The sequence below is a fragment of the Pseudomonas sp. PDM25 genome (genome assembly GCF_019219045.1).
GTDB lineage: Bacteria > Pseudomonadota > Gammaproteobacteria > Pseudomonadales > Pseudomonadaceae > Aquipseudomonas.
Genome location: NZ_JAHUWL010000019.1, coordinates 103,091 through 128,103, shown reverse-complemented (window position 1 = coordinate 128,103; position 25,013 = coordinate 103,091). Strand labels below are relative to the sequence as shown.

Here is a 25,013-nt window from a genome sequence, read left to right as displayed (position 1 = left end):
CTTTCGCGAGCAAGCCCGCTCCCACATTGGATAGGTATTTGCAGGTCTATCGGCCTAAATAAACCTCGATCACGCGCTCGTTGTCCTGCACCTGCTCCAGCGACCCTTCGGCCAGCACGCTGCCCTGGTGCAACACGGTGACGTGGTCGGCGATGGAGCCGACAAAACCCATGTCGTGTTCCACCACCATCAGCGAATGCTTGCCCGCCAGGCGCTTGAACAGTTCGGCGGTGAATTCGGTTTCGGCGTCGGTCATGCCCGCCACCGGCTCGTCGAGCAACAAGAGTTGCGGGTCCTGCATCAGCAACATGCCGATTTCCAGAAACTGCTTCTGACCGTGGGACAACAAACCCGCCGGGCGATTGACCGAGGGGGTCAGGCGAATGGTGTCCAGCACTTCGCCGATGCGATCTTTCTGCTCGCCACTCAGGCGCGCCCGCAGGCTGGCCCACACCGATTTGTCGGTTTTCTGCGCCAGTTCCAGGTTTTCAAAAACGCTCAAGGCTTCGAACACTGTCGGCTTCTGGAACTTGCGACCGATGCCGGCCTGGGCGATTTGCACTTCGCTCATCTGCGTCAGGTCGAGGGTTTCGCCGAACCAGGCCTTGCCGTGACTGGGTCGGGTCTTGCCGGTGATCACGTCCATCAGCGTGGTCTTGCCCGCGCCGTTGGGGCCGATGATGCAGCGCAATTCGCCGACGCCGATGTACAGGTTCAGATCGTTCAGCGCCTTGAAGCCATCGAAGCTGACGCTGATGTCTTCCAGGGTCAGGATCGTGCCGTGGCGCGTGTTCAGGCCGGGGCTGGCGCGCTGGCCGAGGCCAATAGCGTCACGGCTGCTGCCGGCGTCCCGGTTGGGTTCCAGTGGTGGAAAAAACGCCGGTTCGAGCATGAATTCAGCCGTTGCAGTCACTCTCATTGCTCACCTCTTTTTTTCAGCAACCCGATCACGCCTTTGGGCAGGTACAAGGTCACGACGATGAACAGTGCGCCGAGGAAGAACAGCCAGTATTCCGGGAACGCCACGGTGAACCAGCTCTTCATGCCGTTGACCACACCGGCGCCGAGCAGCGGGCCGATCAGCGTGCCGCGACCACCCAGCGCCACCCACACGGCGGCCTCGATGGAGTTGGTCGGCGACATTTCACTTGGGTTGATGATCCCGACTTGCGGCACATACAACGCGCCGGCCAGGCCGCACAACACCGCGCTCAACACCCAGACAAACAACTTGAAACCGCGTGGATCGTAGCCGCAGAACATCAAGCGGTTTTCCGCATCGCGCAGGGCGGTCAACACCCGGCCGAACTTGCTCTGCGCCAGACGCCAGCCGATGAACAGGCTCGCCACCAGCAACACCACCGTGGCGAAAAACAGCACCGCGCGAGTCCCCGGTTCCGTGATGCCGAAGCCCAGAATGGTGCGGAAATTGGTGAAGCCGTTGTTGCCGCCAAACCCGGTTTCGTTGCGGAAGAACAGGAGCATCCCGGCGAAGGTCAGGGCCTGGGTCATGATCGAGAAATACACGCCCTTGATCCGCGAACGGAAGGCGAAGAAACCGAACACCAGCGCCAGCAACCCCGGCGCCAGCACCACCAGGCACATCGACCAGAGGAAGCTGCTGGTGCCGATCCAGTACCACGGCAATTCAGTCCACGACAGAAAGGTCATGAACGCTGGCAAGCCATCACCCGAGGCCTGGCGCATCAGGTACATGCCCATCGCATAACCGCCGAGGGCAAAGAACAAACCGTGACCCAGGGATAACAGACCGGCGTATCCCCAGACCAGATCCAGCGCGAGGGCGACGATGGCGTAGCAAAGAATCTTGCCCACCAGCGTCAGCGTGTAAGCCGAGACGTGAAATGCGCTGTCCGGCGACAACAACGACAGCAGCGGCAACGCCAGCAACAGAACGAGGATCACCGCGCCAACGGCGATCGTGACTTTGGGACCGGCTTTTTGTGTTGCGGTAACGAGCAGGGGCTGATTCATCAGTCGATCACCCGTCCTTTCAGTGCGAAGAGGCCTTGCGGACGTTTCTGGATGAACAGAATGATCAGCGCGAGGATCAGGATCTTGCCGAGCACGGCACCGATCTGCGGTTCGAGAATCTTGTTGGCGATGCCGAGGCCGAACGCGGCCAGCACGCTACCGGCCAACTGACCAACGCCACCGAGCACCACCACCAGGAACGAGTCGATGATGTAGCTCTGGCCGAGGTCCGGGCCGACGTTGCCGATCTGGCTGAGGGCTACGCCACCAAGGCCAGCGATGCCCGAACCGAGGCCGAAGGCGAGCATGTCCACGCGCCCGGTCGGCACGCCACAGCAGGCGGCCATGTTGCGGTTCTGGGTGACGGCGCGCACGTTCAAGCCCAGGCGCGTCTTGTTCAGCAGCAGCCAGGTCAGCACCACCACAAACAGCGCGAACGCGATGATCACGATGCGGTTGTACGGCAGCACCAGATTCGGCAACACCTGAATCCCGCCTGACAACCAGGCCGGGTTCGCGACTTCAACGTTCTGCGCGCCGAACACCAGTCGCACCAGCTGAATCAGCATCAGGCTGATGCCCCACGTGGCGAGCAGGGTTTCCAATGGGCGGCCGTAGAGGTGACGAATCACCGTGCGCTCCAGCGCCATGCCGATGGCGGCGGTGACGAAAAACGCCACCGGCAACGCGATCAGCGGATAGAACTCGATGGCTTGCGGGGCGAAGCGCTGGAACATCAGTTGCACCACGTACGTCGAGTAGGCGCCGAGCATCAGCATCTCTCCGTGAGCCATGTTGATCACGCCGAGCAGGCCGAAAGTGATTGCCAGACCGAGTGCGGCAAGCAACAGGATCGAACCCAGCGACATGCCGCTGAAGGCCTGGCCGAGGATCTCGCCGATCAGCAGTTTGCGTTTGACCTGGGCCAGACTGGTTTCGGCAGCGGTGCGTACGCCCGCGTCGGCTTCGACACCGGGTTGCAGCAGACTTTCGAGGCGGGTGCGAGCCAGCGGATCACCGGTTTCACCGAGCAGGCGCACAGCGGCGAGGCGTACGGCCGGGTCGGTGTCCACCAGTTGCAGATTGGCCAGGGCCAGGCTCAAAGCGGCGTGAACACTTTCATCTTTTTCGCCAGCCAGTTGCTGGTCGAGGAATTTCAACTGCGCCGGTTTGGCGCTTTTCTGTAATTGTTGCGCGGCGGCCAGACGGGTTTTGGCGTCGGTCGCGAGCAATTGATGGCTGGCCAGCGCGGTATCGATAAGACCTCGCAGGCGATTGTTCAGGCGCAAGGTTTTCGGTTGGCCGTCGACGCTCAACTCGCCTTGTTGCAGGGCGTTGATCAGTTCGATGCGGGCGGCATCGGGCTGCGCGGCCCAGGCTTCCAGAAGCCTGGCTTGCTGCATGGGATTGGCGACGACGAAGTCTTCGGCGTCGCCAGAATGCGCGGCCATCGGCAGTAAGAGCGCGAGGGCGAGGATGAAACGGTAAAGGGCAGTGGGCATAAAGAGTCGCCTTGCGCGGACTATGTGGGAGCGGGCTTGCTCGCGAATGCGGTGTGTCAGACACATGGATGTTGGATGTGCCGCCGTCTTCGCGAGCAAGCCCGCTCCCACAGGGATTTGTGTCGGGCCCGGGCTTGGGGCTCGGTCCGACAACCAGTGACTCAGTTGCTCTTCACCGCATAATCCGGCTTCTTGTCGTTACCCGAGATGTACGGGCTCCACGGTTGAGCACGGATCGGCCCTTCGGTCTGCCACACCACGTTGAACTGACCGTCCGCCTGAATCTCGCCGATCATCACCGGTTTGTGCAGGTGGTGGTTGGTCTTGTCCATGGTCAGCGTGTAACCCGACGGTGCGGCAAAGGTCTGGCCGGCAAGGGCTTCGCGGACTTTGTCGACGTCGGTGGACTTGGCTTTCTCAGCCGCTTGCGCCCACATGTGGATGCCCACGTACGTGGCTTCCATCGGGTCGTTGGTCACCGCTTTGTCGGCGCCCGGCAAGTTGTGTTTCTTGGCGTAGGCTTTCCAGTCGGCGACGAATTTCTTGTTCGCCGGGTTCTCGACTGACTCGAAGTAGTTCCAGGCCGCGAGGTTGCCCACCAGCGGTTTGGTGTCGATGCCGCGCAGTTCTTCTTCGCCGACCGAGAACGCCACGACCGGAACGTCGGTGGCTTTCAAGCCCTGGTTGGCCAACTCTTTATAGAACGGTACGTTGGAGTCGCCGTTGACGGTGGAGATGACCGCTGTCTTGCCACCGGCCGAGAATTTCTTGATGTTGGCCACGATGGTTTGGTAATCGCTATGACCGAACGGGGTGTAGACCTCTTCGATGTCCTTGTCCGCCACACCTTTGGAGTGCAGGAACGAGCGCAGGATTTTGTTGGTGGTACGCGGGTAGACATAGTCGGTGCCCAACAGGAAGTAACGCTTGGCGCTGCCGCCTTCTTCGCTCATCAGGTATTCCACCGCCGGGATCGCTTGCTGGTTCGGCGCGGCGCCGGTGTAGAACACGTTCGGCGACATCTCTTCACCTTCGTACTGCACCGGGTAGAACAGCAGGCCGTTGAGCTCCTCGAACACCGGCAACACCGATTTACGCGACACCGACGTCCAGCAACCGAACACCACGGCGACTTTGTCCTGGGTCAGCAACTGACGGCCCTTTTCGGCGAACAGCGGCCAGTTCGATGCCGGGTCGACCACCACCGGTTCCAGCATCTTGCCGTTCACGCCGCCCTTGGCGTTGATCTCATCGATGGTCATCAGCGCCATGTCTTTGAGCGAGGTTTCGGAGATCGCCATGGTCCCGGACAACGAATGCAGAATACCGACCTTGATGGTCTCGGCGGCCTGGAGGCTCCAGGTCATGCCCATCGCGGCAATGCTTGCCGACAGTGTGAAAGCCTTGATCAAGCTGCGACGCTTCATTGTGCGATCTCCATGAACTTATGAATTTTCTTGGTTGGCAGATGCGGACTACTGAAGGGTCTTTAGCAAGGGCTGTGCCTAACACCGCAAGTGCTTTTGCGCGGGGGTGAAAACGTTCGGCGCAGCTACTTGTTGCACCGTGAACGGGCATAAAAACGCTTGCGTGCATGGCGATGCGTCCAAGTGGTGCCGAGCGCACGAAGTAGTAACTATGTACCGCTTGCGCAATGCTTTGCGGTGCGAGAGTGAGGACCACCCTTGAATGACTCAATGGAGTTCCACTGCATGGACGAACAACCCCAACAACTCGCGTCGACCCCGTCGGGATCGGCACTGAACCTATTGGAAAGGGCGTTTCTTTCCGCAGACGATGCCGCTCGTTATGCCCATGAGCGAATCGGCCGCCACCGTAACCGCGGGTATTACGGCTATATCCTTCAGCGAAACGATCACCGGTTTGTGCTCACCGACCTGACCGGGCATCCGGTCAGCATGACTTCCCATCACAAGGTGATCCCCGACAAGCATGTCTTGCACAGTCGTTTCTATTCGCATCCTGCGCTTTCGACGCTCGACGTCGCCAAGGTTACTCAGCTGAAGTGGACTGTCGAAGATGCCGCGACCAGCCTGTTGATGTTCAGCGTTGACGAACTGCGCAACAGCCTGCGGAGCGGTCTGCCGGCTTATCTTTCGGGGGCCGAAAACAGCCTGATCGGTTTCACTCCCGACAGGCTTGGTACGTCGAGCCTGCTGGCGCAACTGGGCACCGAGGCCGCACCTGGCGTGTTTGCCCTGGGAATGAAGACGGGAGTCATCAAACCGGAGCAATTCGTCGAGGAAGCGGCGGCGGCCGGCGATTTACAAGTCCTCGTCAGCAACGGTCGCTGGCGGCCTCGGGGAAGAATAACCGGCCCTGTTGCCGCCGGTCCGTGGGAACGTAGCGTGCCGCAGCGGGTGTCGTTTGGTGCGGTTTCCCGGTCAGCCGATGAGGCGGCACTCGAGCGCTACGCCAAAGACACCGAGCTGCATGACGAAGAACGAACCTGGTTCGGATTCATCCTCAAACAACAAGGCAAGGAAGAATACATCGCCACTGAACTGGTCCCGGTCAGCGATGGGAGAGACAAGCTTTACTCGTTGCGCAGCCTGTTTGGCATTTCCCGCAAGGCCGGGGACTATGACTATCCCGAGTCATTCAAGCTCCACGCTTTTTACTATTCGCGCCAACGGGTCAAGCATGCCCGCGACCCGGCCAGGCGCTGGCTGGCGCACCACTTCATTGTGCCCAGGGATCTGTTTGTAGTGGTTTATGACTCCAACAAACGTCCGGTGCTGGACCCGGACAGGGTCATTCCTCTCTACGTCTCGACTCAGGACGGAGCCCTGCTCAAATACGTCCCGCGCAAGGGCACCAAGCTGTTCGACAACGACACCCCCGGCATGGGGCTGGAGGAGATACAGAAAAATTTGGCCAGTGGTGTGCTGACCCCGACGGGTTTTGTCCGAGTGGTCGCCAACAGCGGTGCGTTGCAGGTGATGCGCACCAATGTCTGCTGGGACAGTAAAGGGGGGGTCGACAAGTACTGGCAGTCGAGCATGAACCTGCAACGGCGCACCCTTGGCCCGGTATTTCTGACGGCTGATGATGCGGCTCTGCATGTGCGTTCGCAAATACCGAGCGTTAGCGCCAAGGCGTTTGGCGGTGTGATCCTGAAACGAGCCGATGGTTTTTTTGTGGCCACCGATCCGATCGCTATCCTGCGAGAAGACTTTGATATCCCGTGGGTCTTCCCGGACGAAGCCGTGACGCTTGGCCAGTTTCCGGCGGGGTGTTCGATCGTTGCGCGCTATCGCTCCCGAGTGCCTCGCGAGTTGCCGGTGCTGCTGTCGACAGTCGACAAGGAGGTGTATCTCAACATGCTCTCCGCCGATGTCGCGTACACCGCATTCACCCGGGAAGGGCAAACGTACGATGAATACTTTCTGGCGCCGGACGGCGCGACCATTCGCTATCGGGCCGGGTTATGGGCACGATTCAAAGCCGACCTGGCCATTGCCCTGGGCACTTCGGGCAAGCCGGGGCGAGAGCTGGATGCCGCATCGATCAAGGAGCAAATCTATCGGGGGCTGCTGTCACCGACAGACTGGGTAAAAAGCTTGGCGAAGTCCGGTTACCTGCAAGTGGTTTCAGGGAGCCCGCTATGGGGCCCGGCTCGTAAAGTGACAGAATTCGAAGCCTATCCCCCGGCCGCCTCGGTAACTTCCGGCTATGCACGAGCGGTTGCCGAGCCGGCCTGCAGCCCGATGTACCTTCGAGAACAGGATGCGGCCTGTTTCGCTCATGAACGTGCACGCAATCGTTCAGCGACAGGTTTTGGATTCATTCTGAAAAATACCCGTACCGGCGCCTTCATTGCGACTCTGCCCATTGACGTGCAAGGCACATGGTTAGCGTATGAGCGTATCTTTCCCGGTGTACTGCCTTCTTCTCACGTCAGCAGCGCGATTCACCTGTGCGCGGGGCAAGTGCCGCAAAAGCTGTCGGACGATGATTACCGGCATTTCCTTTCCCCCGTGGACGTCAGTCTGGCCCGTGACGCTGCGCGAACGCCCCATGGCTTCAGACCGATTTATTTCTCCTGCGCCGATGGTGCCTTGTTGCGATTGTTGCTCAGCCCCTTCGACCCGGACCTTTCGCGGGACAAATTCGGCCAGTACGAATTCAAGGACAATCCGTTTGCCGCGCTTGAGCACGCACAGCGTGACTGGAAGGACATCGGTGAGGGCAGGTTCAGGCTGAGCAGTTACATCCAGCGAATGGCCAAGTCCGGAGAACTGGAGGTCCTGGTGACCAGCGCCTATTGGTCCCGAAAAGGCAAAGTGGGCCAGAACTGGCGGCCCCGCATGCCTTCTGTTTCCGTCGATGAGCAGTGGGCCAACAGCCCTGCGCCAGCCTTGGGGCCGATGTTCCATCATCCTGACGACGCGGCCCTTTATGCGCAGTCGCGGCTGGGCAGTCACGAGAGTCAAACGACGGTGCACGCCAGCGGGATTTTGAGCCGCCCCGGCAGCAATTCCTTTGTGGCACTGGAGCCCATTGCAGACCCTGGGTATCCCAATGAAGCCATCAAGCGAATTTTCCGTATTGCGAGTGATCCCTTGACCTCATCGCGCAATAAGCCGCCACGTTTTCCCGACGGCTACACATTGGTGGCCGGTCATCAGCTTTTCCAGGCAGCAGGCTCGACACTGGCCGAACGCTCCGATGCAACTGACGCAAACTTCGCCTCTCCAGCCCAGGTGCATGCGCACACCCATGCCTTGAAAGCCAAAGGGTTCGATATCAACGCCTACTACTATTCGACGCGTTATGGAGCATTGCTTAAATACACGCCAACCTATTCAGCCTCGGAACGAACATTGCTGCTGACCCAGCCCGTTCAGCTCGTCGAAGGCAAGTGGGCCACCGTGCTGTCGACCGATGTGTTTATTACCCGTCTGGCGGACATCGGCAATTTGCAGGTGCTCAAGCCTGCGTATTTCTGGAATCAGGCCAGGCGCCTGGGCTCCGACTGGAGCCTCAGACGCCAACAGGTTCAGGATATCTTCCCCCACCCCACGAGGGATGAGTTGTAAAGAGGGGGCGGTCACAACCGTTGGCATCAGCGCCTGCGCATCAGACCGATAAAAAACAACCCGCCAATCGCCGCCGTGGCCACGCCGATCGGCAAATCCTCGGGGGCGATCAGGGTGCGGGCGGCGACATCGACCCACACCAGAAACACACTGCCCAACAGCACGCACACCGGCAGCAATCGCCGGTGTTCGGCCCCGACCAGCCGACGTGCGATATGCGGCACCATCAGCCCGACAAACCCGATAGACCCGCTGATCGACACCAGCACCCCCGTCATCAGCGACGCAATCAAAAACACCCGCAAACGCACGGTGCGAGCATTGAGGCCAAGGGTTACGGCGGTCTGTTCGCCGGCCATCAACGCATTCAACGGTCGAGCCATGCCCAGCAGCAACACCAGCCCCAGCAATACGCTGGCCGCCGGCACCGCGAGCAATTCCCAGCGCGCCAAACCCAGCCCGCCGAGCATCCAGAACATCACTGCCGAACTCGCGCGATGGTCGCCAAGAAACAGCAGCAGATTGGCGATCGCCATCATCACAAAGGACACCGCCACGCCGCATAACAGCAGCCGATCACTGTCCAGACGCCCGTTGCGGTTAGCGATCATCAGCACGATCAGCATGCTCAGCAAGGCGCCGATAAACGCGGCGATCGGCAAGGTCAGCAGGCCAACGATTTCACCGACATGCAGCACCACGATCACGGCACCGAGGGTCGCGCCGGAGGTGACCCCGAGCAAATGCGGGTCGGCCAGCGGATTGCGCGTCACCGCTTGCAGCACCGCACCGATCAGCGCCAGTCCGGCACCCACCAGCGCACCCAATAGCATGCGCGGCACGCGAATCAGCCAGACGATGTGTTCCTGTCCGGCGGCCCAGTCCGGCACGCCGACACCGAACATCTTGTGCAACAGAATCCGCCACACCACCTCCACCGGCACCCGCGCCGGGCCAAAGCCCAGCGACACCACGCACGACACCAGCAACAACGCGCCGAGGGCCACCAGCAACAAGGCGTAGCGACGATTGATCATTCGCCGCGCAAACCCTTGGCCAGGGTTTCGACCGCCAGCACGTTGTCGATCCCCGGCGTGGCCTGCACATACGGAATCACGATGAAGCGCCGGTTCTTGATCGCGTCCACCGATTGCAGCGCCTTGTTGTTGAGCAGGAACTGTTGCTTCTGCTCGGCGGTGACTTCGCCGTAATCAACGATGACGATCACCTGCGGATTGCGCTCGACCACGTTCTCCCAATTGACCCGGGTCCAGCTCGCTTCGACGTCATCCAGAATATTGCGCCCGCCAGCGGCGTCGATCAGCGCTTGCGGCATACCGAGGCGACCGGACGTCATGGCCCGGTCCTCACCGCTGTCGTAGAGAAACACCCGCGGTTTGTCTGCCGGCAGATCCTTTCGCACTTCGGCGACCTGCGATTGCATCTGGGCGATCAAGGCATTGGCGCGATTCTGCACGTCGAAGATTTTGCCGAGGTTGCGCAGGTCGTTGTAGGTGTCTTCCAGGCTGGCCGGCGGACGCTTCATCACGAACGCGCAGGACTCGGTCAGCTCGTAGACATCGATGCCCAGCGGCTGCAACGTTTGCGGTGTGAGGTCACCGCCCACACGCATGCCGTAATCCCAGCCAGCGAAGAAGAAATCAACGTTGGCGTTGAGCAGGGTTTCCACCGACGGGTACTTGGCCGCCAGCTCCGGCAAGCCGTCGAGGATGGTTTGCATCTCGGGCGTGACCGACTTCCAGCCGGTCACACCGCTATAACCGGCCATGCTGGATTTCAGGCCGAGGGCGAGCATCATCTGGGTCATGTTGATGTCGTGGCTGACCGCGTGTTTCGGTGCTTGCTTGAAGGTCACTTCGCGGTTGCAGCTCTGAATCGTCAGCGGGTAACGCGTGGCCTCGGCAAATGCTTGGGCATTGCCCAGCAACAGAGCAGCGCAAAGCAGGGAACGCAAAGTCATGGTTGGGTGATCCAGGTCATTCGTGGGTAGCCGTGCAAGGGATGTTCATCGATCAGCGCTTCGACGCCGAACACGTCGCGCAGCAGTGGCGCGGTCAGGACTTCTTTCGGCGTGCCGCTGGCGACGATGCAGCCATGATTGATCACGTACAGCCGATCACAGAAAGCAGCCGCCAGATTGAGGTCGTGGATGCTCGCCAGGGTGCCGATCTTCAGGCGTTTGACCAGCTGCAGCAGTTCGAGCTGATACCGCGGATCGAGGTGATTGGTCGGCTCGTCGAGGATCAGCATTTGCGGTTGCTGAGCCAGGGCGCGGGCGAGGATCACGCGCTGTTTTTCACCGCCGGAGAGGGTGACGAAGGCATGATCCTCGAAGCCTTTCAGACCGACTGATTCGAGGGCCTGGGTGGCGAGTTTTCTGTCCTCCAGGGTGTCGCCGTCGAACAGGCCTTTGTGTGGGGTGCGGCCCATGACGACGACTTCGTCGACGGTGAGGCCGAAGGCGTCGGGGAATTCCTGCAGGACCACGGCGATGCGTTGCGCGCACCAGCGCGAGGATTGCTTCCAGACGTTGTGGTGGTCGAGCTTGACCTCGCCGCGCTCGGGTTTGCTGAAGCGCCAGGCACAGCGCAGCAGACTGGTTTTGCCGCTGCCGTTGGGCCCGATCAGACCGACGAACTCGCCGGGGAGCACGTGCAAGGTTGCATCACGCAGTTGAAACTGGTGATGACAATGGCCGTGGCCCAGGGGTGTCCAGGCGAGGTTCGTGAGGTTCAGCGAGGTCATGCATTTGCTCTGAGATATTGGTGATGCTGATGACGCTTTCGCGAGCAAGCCCGCTCCCACTCTGGAATGCGATCTAATGTGGGAGCGGGCTTGCTCGCGAAGGGGCCATTGGATCAGAACGGCATTTTGCGTTACACAGTAACACTGAAAATGACCGGGAGATAAGCGCGGGAAGTCTACAGATCCCTCTAAGCCGCGCATCTCGCCTGTTTCATGATGAAGGTGAGGCCGATTCAGTTTGCCGATTGAATCGCGACAGCAGCACCCGATCGAGCAGCCAGACCACCACCAGGGACGCGCCCACCAACGGGAACGCCACCGCCAGTGCGAACATGATGACCATCGCGGTTTTCCATTTCGGCAAGTCATGACGCAACGGTGGAACACCAAACTTGCCGTCTGGACGGCGCTTCCACCAGATCACCACACCGCTGACGGCGCTGAGCAGAATCATCAGGCAGATCAGCAGGATGATGATCTGGTTGAGCGGGCCGAACATCTTGCCTTCGTGCAACATCACGCCGATTTCCGTCGCGCGGGCGACGGTGCCGTACTGCTCGAAACGCACGTCGGCGAGGACATTGCCGGTGTACTGATCGATATGCAAGGTGGCGTCGTTGCGCGGGTCGTCGGCGAACACGGCGATGGTGAACACGCCAGTCGCCGTGGTCGGCAAGGTGATGCTGTAACCCGGTTCGACCTTGCGTTGCACGGCGATGTCCTGCACGTCTTGCAGGCTGATGGTCGGTGCGGCGGGACCCGCTTGCGTGCCGCTGTGGGCCATGTGTTCGGCGTGGTCGCCGGACATCGGCATCGGTGTGTTTTCCATGGCCCAAGGCACGGTCTGGCGGGTGGCGGTATTGAGGCTGCGGGCCTCGACATCGGACTGGGGCACGTTGTCCCACATCGCGGCCGGAAAGACGTTCCACACTTGCGCGTATTGCTTGCCCCAGAACCCGGTCCAGGTCATGCCGCTGAGCAGCATCACCAGCAGCAACGACGCGCCCCAGAACCCGGTCACCGCGTGCAGGTCACGCCAGAGCACTCGACCGCGACTGCTCAAGCGTGGCCACAGGATGCCGGCCGCCTGGCCGCGCGGCCACCACAGAAAGACGCCGGAGACCACCAGCACCACGCCCCAACCGGCGGCCAGTTCGATCAGTCGATCACCGACGGTGCCGATCATCAATTCGCCATGAATCGCTCGCGCAACGGCTTGCAGATTCTTTTTCGCGTCTTGCTCGCCGAGGACATCGCCGTGGTAGGGATCGACGAAAACGTTGAGCTCGTTACCGCCATCGAGCACGACAAATTGCGCGCTGCGTTCGGCGTTGACCGGCGGCAAATACTGCTTGATCGTGGCTTGAGGGTAAGCCTCTTTCACCCGCTTGAGCAGGTCATCGGCCGGGACGCTGTGATGCCCGGCCGGGACGTTCAGCAGGCTGGCGTACATCAACGGGTCGAGTTGCGGCTTGAACAGGTAAATGATCCCGGTCAGGGCCAGCATCACCATGAAAGGCGCGACGAACAGACCGGCATAGAAATGCCAACGCCAGGCCAGGTTGTAGAAATTCGGTTTGGGCTGTTTCATCACGTGTGCTCCGCTAGGCTTGGGTCTTTTAGTTGTTGGGTAATTGATCGCAAACAAGGGTTGAACACTGGCCCCCTGTGGGAGCGGGCTTGCTCGCGAAAGCGATGTATCAGGCGACATTGATGTCGGCTATGCCGCCGTCTTCGCGAGCAAGCCCGCTCCCACATGGCCGGTGTTTAACCTGTGGGAGCGAGGTTGCTCCGGACGGCGCTCCGACGATGCTTTAGAAGCTCATGTCCACCTTGGTCCAGAGCGTGCGCCCCGGTTCTTTAATGGCTTGCGGGTCATTGGCCGGGTAGCCGAAACCGGCGTTGCCGGCCAGGTTCAAGTGCTCGGCGTACGCCTTGCCGAACAGGTTGTCGACGCCGGTGCTGACCTTCCAGTTTTGGTTGATCCGGTACGCGCCATTGAGCGAGAACACGCCAAACCCCGAGGTCTTGTCGAAGTCCTTGCCGACCACGTTGCCCTTGTTCTGGTCGATGCGGTTTTGCGCCGCAACCACCCGCCACAAGGCCCCGGCGCTCCAGTTGTCTTCGCTGTAGGTCAGGCCGAAACGTGCGTCCAGCGGCGGCATTTGCGGCAGTGCGTTACCGTCGCTGCTGTTCTTGCCCCAGGCGTAGGCCAGGGTCGCATCGGCTTTCCAGTTACTGGTCAGCTTGTAGGCCGCACCCAATTCGCCGCCCATGATCCGCGCGTCGATGTTCTGTGCTTGCGAGGTCGTGCCCATCATTGTTGGCGTGTAGTTGAACAGGATGTAGTCGCGCACCTGTCCGACGTAACCCGAGGCCCAGGCTTCGAGGTCTTCGGTCTTGTATTGCAGGCCGAAGTCGAGCTGGGTGGTTTTTTCAGGCTTGATCGAATCGAAGGCATTCACCGAGCCGGCGGGGCCGGATTTGGGTGAAAACAGCTCCCAGTAATCCGGGAAACGCTGGGTGTGACCGAGGCCGGCATACAGCGTGGTCGGGCTGTCGGCCAGGTCATGCTCGTAACGGACGAAGCCGCTTGGCAGTGTGTCGGCACGGGTGTCGTCGGCGGTTGGGTTGGGGCGCGCCATCATTCCCGAGCCAGTGGTCTGCCGCAAATCCTTGGCCGAGGCACGGTCCAGGCGCGCGCCGGTAATCAGCCGGTCACGGTCGGCGGCGTACCAGGTCAATTCGCTGAACACGCCGTAGTTGTGGAAGTCGGCATCCTTGTTGCGCGGCAAGTCCTTGTAGACGTCAATGCCCATGGCGCTGCGCTGGCGATGTTCGCTGGTCTGCGCATCGATGCCGCTGATCAATTGCACGTCGGCCCAGCGCCACGTGGCTTTGATCCGTGCGCCGAGGGTTCGACGGTCGACGTTGGAGGCCATGGGACCGGCCATCATGCCGGTGCCGGACGGCGTGCGCAGGGTGTAGTTGTCCATCACGTGGTCGGCGTAGTTGTAGTAAACCTGCGCCTCGACCTTGTCCAGCACGTCGCCGATGTTCGACTGCTCGAAACGCAGGCCCAGGCTTTCGCGCTTGAACTGCGAGCCGTCCATGCCGCGACCGGCGTAACGCGCTTCGCCATCGCCCTTGCCGGCGGTGAGTTCCAGCAGGGTGTCGGCGTCCGGGGTCCAGCCCACTGCGACGTCGCCATTCCATTTGTCATAGCGCGACGGCACGGTGTCGTTGTTACCGTCCCGGTAGTCGTCGGCCTGCGCGGTGTTGCCGATCACTCGCACGTAACCCAATGGCCCGCCGGCAGCCGCGTCCACCACTTTGTCGAAACGGCCGTTGGAGCCCGCCAGCACGCTGGCGTTCACTCGCGTGCCGAGTTCGCCGAAGCTTTCCGGCTCGCGGTCGAAGAGGATGGTCCCGGCCGACGCGCCTGGTCCCCAGAGCACAGTTTGCGGGCCTTTGATCACGGTGAGTTTGTCGTAGGTTTCCGGCGAGATGTATGAGGTCGGTGCATCCATTCGGCCGGGGCAGGCGCCGAGCAACTGGCCGCCGTTGGTGAGGATGTTCAGCCGCGAGCCGAACATGCCGCGCAGCACCGGGTCGCCGTTGGTGCCGCCATTGCGCACCAGGGCGAAGCCGGGGATGGTTTTCAGGTAGTCGCCACCGTCGCTGGCCGGCACCGGTTGGCGCGGATCCTTGGGGTTGGTGACGATGGTCAGGGGCGAACTCGGCGCGATGGCGGTGATCACCGTCGGGCTCAGTTCTTCACGGTGACCGGCGTGTTCATCGGCCAGCACCATGGGGGTCAGCAGTGCACCGCAAAGGATGGCGGTGGCGTGCCTGAAACGAATACTGGATTCGTTCGGGGCAAAAGAAGCTTGGGCAGCGCTCAAGCGTGTGTCAGCAGAAAACCTGGACATGACAATTTCCATCGAACAGTCGTAAACGACACGGCCGGCAGCCTGCGCATTCCTTGTGGGGGCGAGTCTGCTCGCGAAAGCGGTGTGTCAGACGACATGAATGTTGACTGACAGTCCCTCTTCGCGAGCAAGCCCGCTCCCACTGGTTGCTGTGGCTGTCTTCGAACCGTGTGAGATCGGAGGTGGGTGTTTACGCGGCGAGGGGCGGGGCGCGGGTGCGGGCGCCGGGGAAGAAGGTTTGCCGGGCGTGGCCCAGGCGAGGGGAAGGTGAGGTGAAGGTAGTGGCTTTTGGCGTGCCGAATGCGACGAAGGACTGGCCGCCGGTCAGCGCCGGGCAATTGAACAGCAGGCTGCAATAGCCACATTTTTCCCAGAGCGCGTGGTGTTCGGCCTTGGGCGGGCAGTGCTCGGCAGCGGGTTGCGCGCCGTGGTCGGCGTGCTCCATCGCCGACATGTCCATGCTCATGTCCATCGACATGTTCATGGACATCGAGGCGCGTTGATCCATCGGCATCGACTGAGAAATCAGCGGGCCGATAAAGATCATCAACATGGCGAACAGGCTGATCCAGCTGCCGCGCGTCAGGCTTAACGGCTGACGACGGTGTGCGGATGACCTGGCGCTAAGCGGGCGCATGGGCGTTTTGCTCAGTCGCTTACTGGGCGTGGGCGTGCGTCTGCATGTCTTCCGGTGGCTTCTTCTGCACCGAGACTTCGACCGTCACATCGCCGGACTTCTCGAAATGCATCGTCAACGGGAAGCGTTTGCCATCGCTCAGCAGGCTGCGGTCTTTCAGGTTTACCAGCATCACGTGGTAGGCCATCGGCGCAAAGGTGACGTTGCCACCGGCAGGAATGTCGACGCTCGGCACCTGCTGCATTTTCATCAGATCGTTTTGCATGACGTGCTCGTGTAACTGAGCTTCGCCTGCAATGGGCGAGTCGACACTGAGCAAGCGGTCAGCGGTTTTGCCACCGTTGTGAATCACGAAATACGCAGCAACGGTCGGCGCGTTGGGCGGCAACTCCTGCGACCACGGATGAGCAATTTCCAGCTCCCCGGCCTTGTATTCGTGAGCATTGGCAAAACAGGCAGGCAGCAGCAACACAGCCAGAACGATGAGTTTGTTCAACATGGCAGTTCTCCAGAACGATTCAAAACGCAGGTCAATTGCGAGAAGGAATCACACCAGAGGGGAAGCGCGGGGGTTGAGGCTCGGCCATTGCTGGCGCGGTGTCGGTGTATCGAGAGAGGCGTCAGGCAGGCTTCGATTAGCCTCGAACTGAGCAAAGTACAGTTGGGGCTCATGCCCCGGCAGCGCCACCAGTGGCGCGGAACCTGAACAGCACCAGCAATGTTGCATGTTGGAGTGATCGTCACTCTGCGGGGCTTTCTGTTCGATATCGCCCAGGGAAATCGCCACCATTTTTGTGCCGCTGGACGAACAGAAACTGCCCAACAACACCTGCTCGGCAGGCGATTTCGCCGTCTGCGCCATCGCTCCCGTCATCGGCATGGCGAGCATGTTGAACAGCACTGCGAAGCAGGCGATCCAGGCAAATGCGAGCCGTTGTCGGGACATGGGACAAATCCGGTTGGGTGGGGGATCAGGCGCGGCTATTTAGCCTGATCAGGGCCGATAAGTAAAAAAGCGGCGTGCGGTGTGGTGTCGCAGCAGACTTTCAAGCGAGTGTAGCGGTATCGATTGGAAATGCCGGATGAATTGAGGCTAGCCGACAAGCCCCCTCTCCACAATGATTTATTCGTCCGTTAGATTGTGCTTCGCCAGGGCTGCCAACACGTCATTCACCGACCCAAACTCCCGATCAACCCCCGGCAACACTGGCCGCTGCAAAACAATCACCGGCACCCCACGCTCCCGTGCCACTTCCAGCTTCGGCTCGGTCGCGGTGCTGCCGCTGTTCTTGCTGATCAGTACATCAATCTGCCGACGTTCAAACAGCGCACGTTCATCTTCGATCAGAAACGGCCCACGCGCGCCGATCACTTCGCAGCGTTCATTGCTCGGGTAAACGTCCAGTGCGCGCAAGGTCCAGAATTGCTCTGGCGGGATTTCATGCAGATGCTGCAAGGGTTCGCGACCGAGGGTGAACAACGGTCTGCGGAAAGGTTTGAGGGCCTCGATCAACCCGGCCCAGTCGCTGACATCTCGCCAGTCATCGCCGGTCTGTGGTTGCCAGGCCGGGCGCCGCAGGGCCCAGCAGGCAATACCGCTCAACCGCGCAGCGGTAGCGGCGTTCTGGCTGATTTGTGCGGCGTAGGGATGGGTGGCGTCCAGCAGCAGGTCGATCCCTTCATCCCGAATGAACTGCGCCAGCCCTTCGGCACCGCCGTAGCCGCCAACGCGAACCTGACAGTCAAGATCTGTCGGCACACGCCCCACGCCGGCCAGGCTATAGATGTGTTCCGGCCCGAGGGTCCGGGCGATGGCCAAGGCTTCCGTCACGCCACCCAGCAACAACACGCGCTTCATTGAAAAGCTCCCGCATGGCCAACAATCCCGCCCTGGCGATCGATGGCGAACACTTCGACCTGAACCTGCGTCGGCACCACGCTGCGGGCAAAGTCCAGCGCGTGCTGACACACCGCATCACCCAGGGCGATCCCGGCAGCGCTGGCCATTGCCAAGGCTTGCTGGCTGGTGTTGGCCTCGCGAATCCCTTGCTGCAACGCCTTATCGGCGCCAATCGCCGCCGCCCACTCGGCCAATTGCGGCAGGTCGATGCTCGAATGCCGACTGTGCAAATCCATGTGCCCGGCCGCCAGTTTGCTGATCTTGCCGAAGCCGCCGCAGAGGCTGAGTTTATCCACAGGCACTTTGCGCAGATGTTTGAGCACCGCACCGACGAAATCGCCCATTTCGATCAGGGCGATTTCCGGCAAGTCGTAGACCCGGCGCATGGTGTCTTCGCTGGCGTTGCCGGTGCACGCGGCGATGTGCAGGTAGCCGTTGGTTTTGGCGACGTCGATGCCCTGATGGATCGAGGCGATGTAGGCCGCGCAGGAAAACGGCCGGACGATGCCGCTGGTGCCGAGGATCGACAAACCGCCGAGAATCCCCAGGCGCGGGTTCATGGTTTTCAGTGCCAGGGCTTCGCCGTCCTCGACATTCACCGTGACCTCGAAACCACCCCGGTAATCAAGCTCTTCGGCCAGCAGCGTCAGGTGGTCGGTAATCATCTTGCGCGGCACCGGGTTGATCGCGGGTTCGCCGACGCCCAGCACCAGCCCCGGCCGGGTGACGGTGCCCACGCCCCGGCCGGCGCTGAAGCGGATGCCTGGCTCGCTGTGCAGGCGCACCTGGGAAAACAGCAGGGCGCCGTGAGTCACGTCGGGGTCGTCGCCGGCGTCCTTGATCGTTCCGGCTTCGGCGCCGTTGTCGATCAGACGACAGAACTCCAGACGCATCTGCACCTGTTTGCCCTTGGGCAGAATGATTTCGACGGCGTCTGCTTCCACGCCACTGAGCAACAGACGTGCCGCTGCGAGGCTGGTGGCGGTGGCGCAGCTGCCGGTGGTCAGGCCGCTGCGTAGCGGGGCGGGTTGTTCGGCGGTTTCGTCACGCATCGAGGGGTTTCGTCACGTCCAGCAAGGTAATCGGCAGCGCCTGACGCCAGGTGTCGAACTCGCCCAAGGGTTGCGCCTGAGCGACGTGGATGCGGGTCAGTTCACCGCCATGCCGTTCGCGCCAGGCCATCAGGGTCACTTCGCTTTGCAGGGTGACTGCGTTGGCGATCAACCGGCCGCCGGGTTTGAGTTGCGCCCAGCAAGTGTCGAGCACGCCTTCGCGGGTGACGCCGCCGCCGATGAAAATTGCGTCCGGGCGTTCCAGCCCGGTCAAGGCTTGCGGTGCACTGCCGCGAATCAGTTGCAGACCGGGCACGCCCAAGGCATCGCGGTTGTGTTCGATCAACAACTGCCGACCTTCATCCGCTTCGACGGCCAGCGCCCGGCAGCTCGGATGAGCGCGCATCCACTCGATGCCGATCGAACCACTGCCGGCGCCGACGTCCCACAGCAGTTCGCCGGGAACCGGAGCGAGGCGCGCGAGGGTCATGGCGCGCACATCGCGCTTGGTCAGTTGGCCGTCGTGCTTGAAAGCGGAATCCGACAGGCCGGCCAGTCGGGACAGGCGCGGCGTGTTCGGTTCGGCGATGCATTCGATGGCGATCAGGTTCAGGTCGGCGATCACAGGGTTGTTCCAGTCATTGGCGACACCCTCGATGCGTCGTTCGGCTTCGCCGCCCAGATGTTCCAGCACGGTGAGGCGACTCGGCCCGAAACCACGCTCACGCAGCAGCGCCGCGATGACCGCCGGGCTCTGGCCGTCGTTGCTCAACACCAGCAAGCGAACACCGCTGAACAACTGCGCATTGAGTGCGGCGATGGGGCGAGCCACCACCGAGAGCGTGACCACATCCTGCAGCGGCCATCCCATTCGCGCCGCCGCCAGCGAGCAGGAGGAGGGCGCCGGCAGTATCAGCATTTCATCACGGGACAGATGCCGGGCCAGGCTTGCGCCCACGCCAAAGAACATCGGATCACCGCTGGCCAGCACACAGACCGGTTCGCCGCGCAGCGCCAAAACCGGCTCAAGGCAGAAAGGGCTGGGCCACAACTGGCGCTCGCCACGGATGCACACCGGCAGCAAATCCAGTTGTCGCTGACCGCCAATGATCCGCGAAGCGCGCAGCAGAGCGTGCCGGGCGTTTTTGCCCAGGCCCTTGAAGCCGTCTTCGCCGATTCCTACTACTGTCAGCCACGGTGACATCTATAGCCCTCAAATATAGTCCTCAAACGGACTGTTCCGACGGGCAGGCTTTTCATGCCGTCGAACAAAGCAGGCATAATACCGCGCCTTCGCCCGCGAAGCGCCTTTCCCACACAGCCGGTCGCCCCCTTGAACGAACGCCCGATGTCCACCGCTTTACGCCCCTCGGCTTGCCCGGGGTTGCTGCGTATCGTCCCGGCGCTGGATGGCGGCATCTGTCGGATCAAATTGAACGGCGGCTCGATCAGCGCAGCCCAGGCTGAAGCGGTGGCCCGCGCGGCTGAACAGTTTGCGGGGGGCGTGATCGAGGCGACCAATCGGGCCAATCTGCAGATTCGCGGGATCGGCAGCGAACAGACAGCACTGATCGACAGCCTGCTCGCCGCTGGATTGGGGCCGCGTACCGCGGCGGGCGACGATGTACGCAATCTGATGCTCAGCCCGAGCGCCGGGATTGATCGGCGCATGCTCTTTGATACGCGTGCGCTGGCGGAACAGATCCTCGCCACCCTGCAAAGCCACGAACGTTTCCACGAACTCAGCGCCAAGTTTGCGGTGCAACTCGATGGCGGCGAAGCGTTGGCGATGCTCGAACACCCGCATGATCTGTGGTTGTCTGCGGTTGAGCGAGGTGGCGAGTGGTTGCTGGTGTTCGGTTTCGCGGGTTGCCCCACGGACAGGCCCGCAGGCGCGGTGCCACTTGAGCAGGGGCATGCACTGGTCGTTGCGGTGCTGGAGTTGTTTCTTGAACTGGCGCGTCCTGATCAAACGCGGATGCGTCATTTGCTGGCCGAATACCCGTTCGCAGCGTTTCTTGCTCGTTTGGCCGAACGAGTGTCCTTGAAGTCGATCACCGATTGGCGGCGTTCATTGAGCCCGGATGCTCTGCACATTGGCGTTCATCCGCAGGCTGGAACCGAATATGTCTATATCGGTGCCGTACCTCCTTTGGGGCGGCTCGATCCCGTCATGCTCAGAGGCGCGGCACAACTGGCGCGCGAGTTCGGCGACGCGAGCCTGCGTTTCACCCCATGGCAAAGTCTGTTGCTGCCCAATGTTCGAAAAGAACGGGCGCCCGAAGTCATTGGGCGTCTGGAGCAACTGGGCCTGCTGTGCAAGGCCGGTCAGCCCTTGTCACGGTTGATCGCCTGCACGGGTTCCGCTGGCTGCGGCAAAGGCCTGACCGATACCAAGAGCGACGCCTTGCAATTGGCGGCGCTGTTGCGACGTCACGATCAAACGGTGCATTTGTCTGGCTGCCCGCGTTCCTGCGCCGCCGCCCATCGGGTGCCGGTCACGTTACTGGCCGTCGCCCCCGGTCACTACGACCTCTATTTTCGCGATGCAGCGCAGCCGGGTTTCGGCGCGCTGCACGCACGCAACCTTACTATTGAAGCGGTCGCAGCCTTGCTCGACGCCCGCTCACGGAGCCCCCTTGATGCTTGATTACATCCGCGACGGTCAGGAGATCTATCGCAACTCCTTCGCGATCATTCGTGCCGAGGCCAACCTTGCGCGTATTCCGCCCGATCTGGAGAAACTCGCGGTCCGTGTGATCCACGCCTGCGGCATGGTCGACGCCATCGACGGCCTGCAATTTTCCGAAGGCGCGGGCAAGGCCGGGCGTGATGCGCTGGCCGCCGGTGCACCGATCCTGTGCGATGCGCGGATGGTCAGCGAAGGCGTGACCCGCACGCGTTTGCCTGCGAACAACCAAGTCATCTGCACCCTGCGTGATGACAGCGTTCCGGAGCTTGCCCGTGAGCTGGGCAACACCCGCTCCGCCGCCGCGCTGGAGCTATGGCGCCCGCACCTTGAAGGCAGCGTGGTGGTGATCGGCAACGCGCCCACCGCACTGTTTTATCTGCTGGAAATGCTCGACGCCGGCGCACCGAAACCGGCGCTGATCCTCGGCTTCCCGGTGGGCTTCGTTGGCGCCGCCGAATCCAAGGCAGCGCTCGCGGCGGACAGCCGTGGCGTGCCTTTCGTCATCATGCAAGGCCGGCTGGGCGGTAGCGCCATGGCCGCCGCCGCCGTCAATGCCCTCGCCACGGAGATCGAATGATGCAGCAACCTGGACGTTTGATTGGCCTGGGCGTCGGCCCCGGTGATCCGGAACTGATTACCGTCAAAGCCCTGCGCCTGCTGCGCGAATCGCCGGTGGTGGCGTACTTCGTCGCCAAGGGCAAAAAGGGCAATGCTTTCGGCATCATCGAGGCGCATTTGCAGGACGCGCAAACGCTGCTGCCGCTGGTGTATCCGGTGACCACCGAAGCGCTTCCGGCGCCGCTGTCGTATGAACAAGTGATCAGCGATTTCTACGATGCGGCCGGCGAAGAACTCGCCGCGCACCTGGACGCTGGCCGTGACGTGGCGGTGATCTGCGAAGGCGATCCGTTCTTCTACGGCTCCTACATGTACCTGCACGATCGACTGGCCGAGCGCTATGAAGCCGAAGTCGTGCCGGGTGTTTGCTCAATGCTTGGCGGTGCCTCGGTACTGGGCGCGCCGCTGGTGTATCGCAATCAGAGTTTGTCGGTGTTGTCGGGCGTATTGCCTGCCGACGATCTCAAGCGTCGTCTGGCCGATGCCGATGCGGCGGTCATCATGAAGCTGGGGCGCAACTTTCCCAAGGTCCGTCAGGTGCTCGAAGAACTCGGGCTGGCGGGGCGTGCGCTGTACGTCGAACGCGCGACCATGGCCAACCAGAAAATCGTCCCGCTGGATCAGGTCGAGCCGATGTCCTCGCCGTACTTCTCGCTGATCATTGTGCCCGGCGAACGGTGGCAAGGCTGATGGCCCGTCCAGTTCCGGCGATTGTCATTCTGGGCAATGGCAGCCTCGCGACTGCGCGCAAGATTGCGCAGCTGTACCCTGGCGCATTGATCCATGGTCTGGCTGAACGGGTGGACGGCGCGGACCGCGTCTATCACGAATTCGGCGCCACCTTGCGTGAGCTCTATCAGCAGGACACGCCGATTATCGCCTTGTGTGCGGCGGGCATCGTGATCCGCACCCTGGCGCCGCTACTGCTGGAAAAAGGCGCCGAGCCGCCCGTGCTGGCCGTGGCTGAAGACGGCAGCGCCGTGGTGCCGCTGCTCGGCGGCCTCGGTGGCGTGAACGTCATGGCGCGCGAGATTGCTGCCGGTCTCGAGGTGGCTGCAGCGATCACCACCAGCGGTGAATTGCGCTTTGGCACCTGCCTGCTCAATCCACCCAGCGGTTATGCCCTCGGCGATCTGGAACTGGGCAAGCGCTTCGTCTCGGATTTGCTCGCCGGCCAAAGCGTGCGCGTCGAAGGGGCTGCGCCGTGGCTGGCGCAGGCGCAGTTGCCGCAAGATCCTCACGCGCAGTTGTCGATCCATGTCGGCCATGCCGAGCGTGCGCCTGCGGCCAATGAATTGATGATCTACCCGCGCAATGTGTTGGTGGCGGTGAGCGGTGAGGTCGCGGATCTGTCAGGTGTCATTCGCGCGACCCTGCATCAAGCGAACATCGCCGTGCAATCGGTGGCGTGCCTGTTGGCCAGCGACCTGCACATGGCCAATTCGGCGCTGCGCGAAGCGGCACTAGAGCTGGGCGTGACGCTGCGTTTTGCGTCGGTCAGCGGCGGCGTTAGCGAGTTGTCCCGCCACACCGTGCCGAACGCGACCATCGTGTCAGCGGATACCGGCATTGCCATCGCGGTGGCCACTGAGCCGCTGGACGCTGCGCAGATCGGCCGGGCACGCGGTCGTTTGGCCGTCATCGGTCTGGGCCCTGGCGCCGCCGAACTGATGGTGCCAGCGGTCAAGGCCGAGCTGGCCAGGGCCACCGACGTACTCGGATACGAAACCTATGTGCGCATGGCCGGACCGTTCCGCGAAGACCAAGTGCTGCATTGCACTGACAACCGCGAAGAGATGCAGCGCGCCCGCCACGCCTTCGAGCTGGCGGCGCAAGGCCGTTCGGTGATTGTGGTTTCATCCGGTGACCCCGGTGTGTTCGCCATGGCGGCGGCGGTGCTTGAAGCGTTGCATGAGTCGAGCGAGCCGAGCTGGCACAGCGTCGACCTGGAAATCCTGCCGGGAGTCTCCGCTTCGCTGGCGACCGCTGCACAGGCCGGTGCGCCGCTGGGCCATGACTTCTGCGTGATGTCGCTGTCGGACAACCTCAAGCCTTGGGCGATCATCGAGAAGCGCCTGGACCTGGCCGCCGAAGCCGATCTGGCGCTGGCGTTCTACAACCCGATCTCCCGTGCGCGGCCGTGGCAACTGGGCCAGGCGCTGGAAATCGTCGGCCGGCATCGCACACCGGAAACGGTGGTGGTGCTGGGGCGAGACATTGGCCGTCCTGGCCAGACGTTGCGGGTCACAACGCTCGGCGAACTGACCCCTGATCAGGTCGATATGCGCACCATGGTGCTGATCGGTTCGTCTACCACTTGCGTGTTCCCTCGTGCCGAGGGTGGTGAGTGGGTGTATACGCCGCGGTGGTATGGCATCAAGCCTGCCTCCTGAACACAGCGGCCCCGCGAGGGCCGCTTCTCACTTCATACATTCCCGTCTGCTGTCGGCACTTTCCCTTTGGCGTTGATGCGTCGTTTATTTCACCAGTCGTTGTGGGATTTATGAATCTCGCCACGAAGAATTAATACTGTTTTCTGTCGCTGCTTTCTTCCGTTATCCAATGCTTTCTTTGCAGTCGAACACTTCGGCGTTGCGCATGAGTCACAATACCGGCTGTTTGCTGATGGTTCGCGCGATGTTGTTTGTCTAAGTGCGCTTATTTAGGTCTGCAATATAAGGTTTTATTTTTTTTCAAATTTGATTGTGTTGAAATTAATTGAATTTCTTCGGGTTTGAAGTGGCTGTTTTTACGATTTAGTTTTGTCTCATGTGAAGCAATTGCTTCGCGTATTGATCTGGTCTCGTTCAAAAATACAAAAGAGCTGCCATTGTCGTTGAGCGGTATTTGCGCGGC

Annotated in this window: 20 protein-coding genes; 5 read left to right on the top strand and 15 right to left on the bottom strand. The window is 61.5% G+C overall.

Translation table 11 applies throughout. The annotated features are described in order from the left end of the window. Positions 1 to 46: 46 nt before the first annotated feature. From urtD to urtA, 4 genes are all read right to left on the bottom strand, one after another. Entirely contained in the window at positions 47 to 919 is an 873-nt protein-coding gene (gene urtD, locus KW848_RS27455) for an urea ABC transporter ATP-binding protein UrtD (protein WP_218538666.1), read from the bottom strand. Further along, positions 916 to 1,995: an urea ABC transporter permease subunit UrtC gene (gene urtC / locus KW848_RS27450; protein WP_111449216.1), complete on the bottom strand. Its 1,080-nt coding sequence runs from the start codon at positions 1,993 to 1,995 to the stop codon at positions 916 to 918. The genes urtD and urtC overlap by 4 nt, the downstream gene beginning before the upstream one ends. Continuing rightward, the gene (urtB, locus tag KW848_RS27445; RefSeq protein WP_218538665.1) at positions 1,995 to 3,497 is read right to left on the bottom strand and encodes an urea ABC transporter permease subunit UrtB; all 1,503 of its coding nucleotides are present in this window, start codon (positions 3,495 to 3,497) and stop codon (positions 1,995 to 1,997) included. Before urtB ends, urtC begins: the two co-directional genes overlap by 1 nt. A gap of 161 nt (positions 3,498 to 3,658) precedes the next feature. Next, complete coding sequence (gene urtA / locus KW848_RS27440) at positions 3,659 to 4,924, bottom strand: urea ABC transporter substrate-binding protein (protein ID WP_218538664.1); 1,266 nt, start codon at positions 4,922 to 4,924, stop codon at positions 3,659 to 3,661. A gap of 285 nt (positions 4,925 to 5,209) precedes the next feature. On the opposite strand from urtA, the gene KW848_RS27435 reads away from it, so the two are divergent. Continuing rightward, positions 5,210 to 8,560: a DUF4329 domain-containing protein gene (locus KW848_RS27435; protein ID WP_218538663.1), complete on the top strand. Its 3,351-nt coding sequence runs from the start codon at positions 5,210 to 5,212 to the stop codon at positions 8,558 to 8,560. Positions 8,561 to 8,586: 26 nt separating this feature from the next. On the opposite strand, the gene KW848_RS27430 is transcribed toward KW848_RS27435, so the two are convergent. From KW848_RS27430 to cbiE, 11 genes are all read right to left on the bottom strand, one after another. Beyond that, positions 8,587 to 9,597, bottom strand: a complete 1,011-nt coding sequence (locus KW848_RS27430; protein WP_218538662.1) for an iron ABC transporter permease — start codon at positions 9,595 to 9,597, stop codon at positions 8,587 to 8,589. Beyond that, positions 9,594 to 10,541, bottom strand: coding sequence for an ABC transporter substrate-binding protein (locus tag KW848_RS27425; RefSeq protein WP_218538661.1), 948 nt, complete (start codon positions 10,539 to 10,541; stop codon positions 9,594 to 9,596). The genes KW848_RS27430 and KW848_RS27425 overlap by 4 nt, the downstream gene beginning before the upstream one ends. Further along, a complete protein-coding gene (locus tag KW848_RS27420; protein ID WP_218538660.1) occupies positions 10,538 to 11,326 on the bottom strand; it encodes an ABC transporter ATP-binding protein in 789 nt (262 codons plus the stop codon). The genes KW848_RS27425 and KW848_RS27420 overlap by 4 nt, the downstream gene beginning before the upstream one ends. Before the next feature lie 211 nt (positions 11,327 to 11,537). Next, entirely contained in the window at positions 11,538 to 12,917 is a 1,380-nt protein-coding gene (locus tag KW848_RS27415) for a PepSY domain-containing protein (protein WP_218538659.1), read from the bottom strand. Between the two features lie 223 nt (positions 12,918 to 13,140). After that, positions 13,141 to 15,258: a TonB-dependent copper receptor gene (locus KW848_RS27410; RefSeq protein WP_218538658.1), complete on the bottom strand. Its 2,118-nt coding sequence runs from the start codon at positions 15,256 to 15,258 to the stop codon at positions 13,141 to 13,143. A gap of 190 nt (positions 15,259 to 15,448) precedes the next feature. Beyond that, positions 15,449 to 15,895, bottom strand: coding sequence for a DUF2946 domain-containing protein (locus tag KW848_RS27405; RefSeq protein WP_218538657.1), 447 nt, complete (start codon positions 15,893 to 15,895; stop codon positions 15,449 to 15,451). Between the two features lie 19 nt (positions 15,896 to 15,914). Next, positions 15,915 to 16,394, bottom strand: coding sequence for a copper chaperone PCu(A)C (locus tag KW848_RS27400; RefSeq protein ID WP_111449207.1), 480 nt, complete (start codon positions 16,392 to 16,394; stop codon positions 15,915 to 15,917). Positions 16,395 to 16,442: 48 nt separating this feature from the next. Next, positions 16,443 to 16,841: a DUF2946 domain-containing protein gene (locus tag KW848_RS27395; protein ID WP_218538656.1), complete on the bottom strand. Its 399-nt coding sequence runs from the start codon at positions 16,839 to 16,841 to the stop codon at positions 16,443 to 16,445. Between the two features lie 177 nt (positions 16,842 to 17,018). Beyond that, positions 17,019 to 17,753 (bottom strand): cobalt-precorrin-6A reductase, encoded by a 735-nt coding sequence (locus KW848_RS27390; RefSeq protein WP_218538655.1) that lies wholly within the window; start codon positions 17,751 to 17,753, stop codon positions 17,019 to 17,021. Beyond that, entirely contained in the window at positions 17,750 to 18,847 is a 1,098-nt protein-coding gene (locus tag KW848_RS27385) for a cobalt-precorrin-5B (C(1))-methyltransferase (protein ID WP_218538654.1), read from the bottom strand. Before KW848_RS27385 ends, KW848_RS27390 begins: the two co-directional genes overlap by 4 nt. Next, on the bottom strand, positions 18,840 to 20,051 hold the full coding sequence (gene cbiE / locus KW848_RS27380; RefSeq protein ID WP_218538653.1) for a precorrin-6y C5,15-methyltransferase (decarboxylating) subunit CbiE: 1,212 nt from the start codon (positions 20,049 to 20,051) through the stop codon (positions 18,840 to 18,842). Before cbiE ends, KW848_RS27385 begins: the two co-directional genes overlap by 8 nt. 144 nt (positions 20,052 to 20,195) lie before the next feature. Here cbiE and cobG point away from each other — a divergent pair, with 144 nt between their 5' ends. From cobG to cobJ, 4 genes are read left to right on the top strand one after another with little or no spacing between them, the layout of a single operon-like run. Continuing rightward, the gene (cobG, locus tag KW848_RS27375) at positions 20,196 to 21,497 is read left to right on the top strand and encodes a precorrin-3B synthase (RefSeq protein WP_305729614.1); all 1,302 of its coding nucleotides are present in this window, start codon (positions 20,196 to 20,198) and stop codon (positions 21,495 to 21,497) included. Then, positions 21,490 to 22,116 (top strand): precorrin-8X methylmutase, encoded by a 627-nt coding sequence (locus KW848_RS27370; protein ID WP_111449201.1) that lies wholly within the window; start codon positions 21,490 to 21,492, stop codon positions 22,114 to 22,116. Before cobG ends, KW848_RS27370 begins: the two co-directional genes overlap by 8 nt. Next, complete coding sequence (locus KW848_RS27365; protein WP_111449200.1) at positions 22,116 to 22,847, top strand: precorrin-2 C(20)-methyltransferase; 732 nt, start codon at positions 22,116 to 22,118, stop codon at positions 22,845 to 22,847. The genes KW848_RS27370 and KW848_RS27365 overlap by 1 nt, the downstream gene beginning before the upstream one ends. Continuing rightward, positions 22,847 to 24,550 (top strand): precorrin-3B C(17)-methyltransferase, encoded by a 1,704-nt coding sequence (gene cobJ, locus KW848_RS27360; RefSeq protein ID WP_218538651.1) that lies wholly within the window; start codon positions 22,847 to 22,849, stop codon positions 24,548 to 24,550. Before KW848_RS27365 ends, cobJ begins: the two co-directional genes overlap by 1 nt. Positions 24,551 to 25,013 lie beyond the last annotated feature (463 nt).

Coding starts and splice junctions, on each gene's coding strand:
- urtD (WP_218538666.1), bottom strand. CDS start 919: ATGAGAGTGACTGCAACGGCTGAATTCATGCTCGAACCGGCGTTTTTT.
- urtC (WP_111449216.1), bottom strand. CDS start 1,995: ATGAATCAGCCCCTGCTCGTTACCGCAACACAAAAAGCCGGTCCCAAA.
- urtB (WP_218538665.1), bottom strand. CDS start 3,497: ATGCCCACTGCCCTTTACCGTTTCATCCTCGCCCTCGCGCTCTTACTG.
- urtA (WP_218538664.1), bottom strand. CDS start 4,924: ATGAAGCGTCGCAGCTTGATCAAGGCTTTCACACTGTCGGCAAGCATT.
- KW848_RS27435 (WP_218538663.1), top strand. CDS start 5,210: ATGGACGAACAACCCCAACAACTCGCGTCGACCCCGTCGGGATCGGCA.
- KW848_RS27430 (WP_218538662.1), bottom strand. CDS start 9,597: ATGATCAATCGTCGCTACGCCTTGTTGCTGGTGGCCCTCGGCGCGTTG.
- KW848_RS27425 (WP_218538661.1), bottom strand. CDS start 10,541: ATGACTTTGCGTTCCCTGCTTTGCGCTGCTCTGTTGCTGGGCAATGCC.
- KW848_RS27420 (WP_218538660.1), bottom strand. CDS start 11,326: ATGACCTCGCTGAACCTCACGAACCTCGCCTGGACACCCCTGGGCCAC.
- KW848_RS27415 (WP_218538659.1), bottom strand. CDS start 12,917: ATGAAACAGCCCAAACCGAATTTCTACAACCTGGCCTGGCGTTGGCAT.
- KW848_RS27410 (WP_218538658.1), bottom strand. CDS start 15,258: ATGTCCAGGTTTTCTGCTGACACACGCTTGAGCGCTGCCCAAGCTTCT.
- KW848_RS27405 (WP_218538657.1), bottom strand. CDS start 15,895: ATGCGCCCGCTTAGCGCCAGGTCATCCGCACACCGTCGTCAGCCGTTA.
- KW848_RS27400 (WP_111449207.1), bottom strand. CDS start 16,394: ATGTTGAACAAACTCATCGTTCTGGCTGTGTTGCTGCTGCCTGCCTGT.
- KW848_RS27395 (WP_218538656.1), bottom strand. CDS start 16,841: ATGTCCCGACAACGGCTCGCATTTGCCTGGATCGCCTGCTTCGCAGTG.
- KW848_RS27390 (WP_218538655.1), bottom strand. CDS start 17,753: ATGAAGCGCGTGTTGTTGCTGGGTGGCGTGACGGAAGCCTTGGCCATC.
- KW848_RS27385 (WP_218538654.1), bottom strand. CDS start 18,847: ATGCGTGACGAAACCGCCGAACAACCCGCCCCGCTACGCAGCGGCCTG.
- cbiE (WP_218538653.1), bottom strand. CDS start 20,051: ATGTCACCGTGGCTGACAGTAGTAGGAATCGGCGAAGACGGCTTCAAG.
- cobG (WP_305729614.1), top strand. CDS start 20,196: ATGTCCACCGCTTTACGCCCCTCGGCTTGCCCGGGGTTGCTGCGTATC.
- KW848_RS27370 (WP_111449201.1), top strand. CDS start 21,490: ATGCTTGATTACATCCGCGACGGTCAGGAGATCTATCGCAACTCCTTC.
- KW848_RS27365 (WP_111449200.1), top strand. CDS start 22,116: ATGCAGCAACCTGGACGTTTGATTGGCCTGGGCGTCGGCCCCGGTGAT.
- cobJ (WP_218538651.1), top strand. CDS start 22,847: ATGGCCCGTCCAGTTCCGGCGATTGTCATTCTGGGCAATGGCAGCCTC.